We start from the raw sequence: 4,564 nt of genomic DNA, 5'->3' as shown, positions 1-4,564 counted from the left end.
AGCCGGCCCGCCCCAATGCCGCGCTCGATCAGCCACGCGGGCGGCTCGGCCGGCGGGCGGCGCCGCGCGGCCAGCGCCTCGCGCTCCTCCGCCGTGTTCAGCGCCCGCTCGGCACGGACGAGCTCGCCGCGCAGGTACGTCACGACGGTGCGCAGACGCGGCAGGTCAGGCGGGAGTTCGGACACCGCTCAGCCCCCGTACTGGGCCTGCCGTGCGGCCTTGCATGCCGCGCAGAGCGGCGAAGCTCCGTGGCCGTATCTGCATGTCGGGGCGTGGCAGCGCGCACACGGTCCGGTCTGGCTGGGTGCCCAGGTGGCGGGCTGGGGTCTGGCGGGGGCGGTGGGGGTGGTCATGGCGTGCTCTGGGGCGGTGCGGAGGGTGCCACTCCAATTAGATCGCACATTCGAATTGGGAGTCCAGCGCGGCGCGGGCCATCTCACCCGCGTGGTGTGACTGATTCCCAATGACCGTTGTCAAGCGTCGAGGGTGCCTACTGGGTGGCTGATGTCATGCCGATGGCACGCCGGAACCGTGCCCACAGAGAGGTCAGCAAGGTGACGCCAGAGACTTCGCCAGAAGAGTCGGCGTCCTGTGATGTGGCGATCCGCTCTGCTCGGTAATCGTGAGCGTTTCCGCGGAATGCGACGGCGTCCTCGCCGAGCCCGAGTACCCCCAGGAAGGTGTTCAGGGCCTTGTCTGCTCGCTGGTGCGGCTGGGTGAGCCAGACATACGAAACGCCAAGCGGATTGCCGTCGTGCTTGCTGATCGCGAAGCTGAAACCTTCCAGCTGGAACAGAACGACATCGAGCTCGTCCAGCCCGTCCCAGGACCGCTCCACGCGCAGACGTAGCCGCTGGGCCACGGGCTGCACTGGCAGTGCCAGCGCTCCGATCATCTGGAACAGCGGGGCCGAGTGCTCCCAGACGCTGTACTGGTAGGCCGGGTTCTTGCCGGTGTAATAGGGCGGTTGCGTGGCCGGCTGCCAGTCGGGCTCAGGTCCCGGGACCTCGATCTCTGTCACAGCAGCTCCTCCCCACGGCCTCCAGCCAACTGGTGATCAACCTACCTTCACCAGGTTGGCCGGCGTTATGCGGCGCCGGTCAGGCCCGGTTGCGGTGGCTGGGCTGTCCATTGGCGTTGGTCGCGGATGAGGGCCCACAGGACGTCGAGGCGGCGGCGAGCAAGGGCGAGGATCGCCTGATTGTGGCTCTTGCCCTCGGCTCGTTTGCGGTCGTAGAAGGTCTTCGACGTGGGGCAGAAGCGGGCAGCGATCTGGGCCGAGAGGTAGAAGACGCGCAAGAGTCTGCGGTGGTAGCGGTGTGGCCGGCGCATGTTGCCGCTGATGCGACCGGAGTCCCGTGGGACCGGTGCGAGGCCGGCGACACCAGCGAGTCGCCCCGAGCTGCCGAAGGCGTCCATGTCACCGCCGGTGCAGGCGATGAACTCTGCCCCCAGCAACGGGCCCATGCCGGGCATGCTGAGGACCACGTCCGCGTCGCGATGTTCACGGAAACGGACCGCGATCTGCGCGTCGATGCCAGCGATTTCATCGTCCAGAGACAAAACTGCCCTGGCCAGGGTGTTGACCACAGCCGCGGCAGTGCTTTCCCCGGCCACGGCGGTGTGCTGGGACCGTGCGGCGGCGACCGCTGCATCGGCCATGGCCTGGGCGCCTCGGACTTTGCGGTTCTTCAGCCAGGCCGCGAGTCGGCTCGGGCCGACCCGGCGCAGGCCGGCCGGGGTCTGGTAGCCGGTCAGCAGGATGAGTGCGGACTTCGAGGCTGCGTAGTCGAAGGTCCGTTCCAGGGCGGGGAAGTACTCCAGCAGTTGTGCCCGCATCCGGTTGATGGTGCGGGTGCGGTCTGCGGCGAGGTCGTAGCGGCGGCCGGTGAGGATCTTCAGGTCCACCGCGATCTCGTCCCACTCCTGCAAGGGCTGCAGGTCCCGACGCATCCGTGCCTGGTCGGCGATGACGTAGGCGTCCTTCGCATCGGTCTTGCCGTCTCCGCGGTAGCCACGGGAGGCGTGGTGGACTGTGCGGCCAGGAATGTAGAGCAGCCGCTGACCATGGCCAGTGAGCAGAGCGATCAGAAGTGCGCCCCCGCCGGCATTCAGGTCGACGGCCCAGGTCACCGGACCGTCCTCGGCCAGTGCCAGGACGTCGTCTATCAGCTCCAGGAGCTCAGGCTCGTTGTTGGGCACCCGGCGCGAGAGCACCTTCGTCCCGTCCGCGTCGATCACCGTGCAGTGGTGTGCGGCCTTGCCGGCATCCGTCCCCGCCCAGAGCTCGCGCACCCGAGCCTCCCTCGTCGATCGGTTGACTGGTCCCTGCAGACGACCACGCCGACGTGTCCTTACGAAGCGATCTGTGTTCGCTTATCCCAATGAGTGGCCGTGTCGTCGCGGGGCGCTGGGCGGCCAATCAGTCAAAGCCACAACCACGGCATGAGCGTTGTAAAGCCACACCCAGGCCCCCGGGTCTCCCGATCGTACGAAGGACCGGAATCAACCCGCCAACAAGGTAAGGAGCGTTCTAGTTGGCCGGAGCCGCGCAAAGCGGGCCGAACCAGGGCTCGACCGGTGACGCGGGAGTCCTGGAAATGGAGGGGGTCTGCCGCACGATCGGGTGACATCTGAACTGGCTTGCCCTGTCGGGCAGGTGGGAAGGGTGTTGCTGTGCCCAAGCCTTATCCGGAAGAGTTCCGCCAGGACGTCGTGCGGGTCGCGCGCAATCGTGGCCCGGGTGTGACGGTCGAGCAGGTCGCCACCGACTTCGGTGTCCATCCGATGACGTTGTGGAAGTGGATGCGCCGGGCGGACATCGACGACGGGGCCAAGCCGGGAACCTCCAGCCAGGAGAACGCGGAGCTACGCGAAGCACGCCGGCGGATCAAGCTGCTGGAACAGGAGAACGAGGTCCTGCGGCGGGCCGCGGCCTACCTGTCGCAGGCGCATCTGCCGGGAAAAGGATCTACCCGCTCGTGAAAGAGCTGGCCGCTGACGGGACGCCCGTCTCGGTGACGTGCCGGGTATTGCAGCTCGCCAGGCAGCCCTACTACCGCTGGCTCGACCAGCCGGTGGCCGACGCCGTTCTCACCCAGGCGCATCGTGCGAACGCGCTCTTCGACGCGCACCGCGAGGACCCGGAGTTCGGCTACCGCTTCCTAGCGGACGAAGCACGCGCGGCCGGGGCTGCGATGGCGGACCGGACCGCATGGCGGATCTGCCGGGACAACCGCTGGTGGAGCGTGTTCGGCAAGAAACGCGGCCGGGGCAAGAAGGCCGGCCCGCCGGTGCACGACGATCTCGTCCGTCGTGACTTCACCGCGGCCGGCCCGAACCGGTTGTGGCTCGCCGACATCACCGAGCACGCCACCGGTGAGGGCAAGCTCTACCTCTGCGCGGTCAAGGACGTCTTCAGCAACAGGATCGTCGGCTACTCCATCGACACACGGATGAAGTCCCGCCTGGCCGTGACCGCCCTGGACAACGCCGTGGCCCGGCGCGCACACGTCGACGGATGCATCCTGCACACCGATCGAGGATCGCAATTTCGATCAAGGAAATTCGTTCGGGCGCTCGACCGCCACCGCATGGCCGGATCGATAGGGAGAGTGGGAGCAGCCGGCGACAACGCGGCCATGGAGTCCTTCTTCAGCCTGCTGCAGAAGAACGTCCTCGACCGCCGCAGCTGGACCACCCGCGAGGAACTACGGATCGCCATCGTGGCCTGGATCGAGCGGACCTACCACCGACGCCGCAGACAAGCCGCACTCGGCCGACTGACCCCCGTCGAATACGAGACCGTCATGACCACACCGGCCCTCCGGGCCGCGTGACTGAACCTGTCACCCGAACCTGCACCAGACCCCAGCGATCCTCATCTGGCTCCGCAGATAACCAAAGAGCAAGCTCCAGGCCGCTGGCGGGGTGGCCGACGGGGCGGGCGGTGCTGCCCGCCCCGACGGTGGTGCGTCAGCTGAAGATCACGGAGCGGAGCCGGATGCCGCCGCCGAGGATCTGGCCGGGGGTCATCACGTGGTAGGTGTCGCCGTCGCAGTCGGCGTCGAGGAAGACGGTCGCGGTGGCGTTGGTGAAGTTCCTCGGGGCGAGGGCGGGGAAGTTGTTGCCGATCGTCTCGGGGATGTTGATGCACTGTCCGCTGCTGGGGTCGGCCAGGGAGCCGTTCACGCTGATCCCGCCGGTGCCGATGTACGTGTAGTCGAAGTCGCCCGTGGCGGCCTGGGCCGGGTTGGAGAGCGTCAGGGCCAGCAGCAGGGCGCTGGCCGAGGCGATGACGGCGTTCCGGAGTCGCATGGGATGTTCCTTCCGTCGCAGGGCCGGGAAGTTCGGCCCGATTCACATTCGAGCCCCACCCGGCCCGTGGATTCGCCGCTCAGCCGAATGACCGTCAGATTCACCCGTATGGCCTACCGTTGGCACCCGCCCGCCCCTATCAAAGAGACAGCCCCTACTGATCTTTTCGTAAGTTCGGTGGGTGTGGTGGGTGGATGGTGAGTCCGGTGTGGGTGAGGAAGGACCATGGCAGTTGTGGGTTGTGGTT

General features: G+C 67.4%; 4 protein-coding genes and 1 pseudogene. 1 reads left to right on the top strand and 4 read right to left on the bottom strand.

All coding sequences use genetic code 11. The annotated features are described in order from the left end of the window. The 3 genes and pseudogenes from K7B10_RS40410 to K7B10_RS40400 all read right to left on the bottom strand — a co-directional run. Positions 1–185: pseudogene (locus K7B10_RS40410) on the bottom strand (DUF6233 domain-containing protein); the annotation flags it as partial. Between the two features lie 305 nt (positions 186–490). Further along, positions 491–1,021 carry a hypothetical protein gene (locus K7B10_RS40405; protein ID WP_229346035.1) on the bottom strand — a complete coding sequence of 177 codons (531 nt, stop codon included), beginning with the start codon at positions 1,019–1,021 and terminating at the stop codon, positions 491–493. Positions 1,022–1,086: 65 nt separating this feature from the next. Next, the gene (locus K7B10_RS40400; RefSeq protein WP_229346033.1) at positions 1,087–2,295 is read right to left on the bottom strand and encodes an IS110 family RNA-guided transposase; all 1,209 of its coding nucleotides are present in this window, start codon (positions 2,293–2,295) and stop codon (positions 1,087–1,089) included. 381 nt (positions 2,296–2,676) lie between these two features. Here K7B10_RS40400 and K7B10_RS40395 point away from each other — a divergent pair. Then, a protein-coding gene (locus K7B10_RS40395; RefSeq protein WP_229346031.1) for an IS3 family transposase occupies positions 2,677–3,839 on the top strand; the annotation gives its coding sequence in 2 pieces (ribosomal slippage) (positions 2,677–2,961 and positions 2,964–3,839; 1,161 coding nt in all). Positions 3,840–3,975: 136 nt separating this feature from the next. Here the strand turns inward: K7B10_RS40395 and K7B10_RS40390 are convergent. Continuing rightward, on the bottom strand, positions 3,976–4,317 hold the full coding sequence (locus K7B10_RS40390; protein ID WP_229346028.1) for a hypothetical protein: 342 nt from the start codon (positions 4,315–4,317) through the stop codon (positions 3,976–3,978). Positions 4,318–4,564 lie beyond the last annotated feature (247 nt).

The sequence above is a fragment of the Streptomyces flavotricini genome (assembly GCF_020639365.1).
GTDB classification, from domain to species: Bacteria; Actinomycetota; Actinomycetes; order Streptomycetales; family Streptomycetaceae; genus Streptomyces; species Streptomyces flavotricini.
Note: the sequence above shows the minus strand (reverse complement) of the source record. Positions and strands in the feature narration are given on the sequence as shown.

What these genes read in the sequence shown, in the direction of transcription:
- K7B10_RS40390 (WP_229346028.1), bottom strand. Translation starts at nt 4,317, where the DNA reads ATGCGACTCCGGAACGCCGTCATCGCCTCGGCCAGCGCCCTGCTGCTG.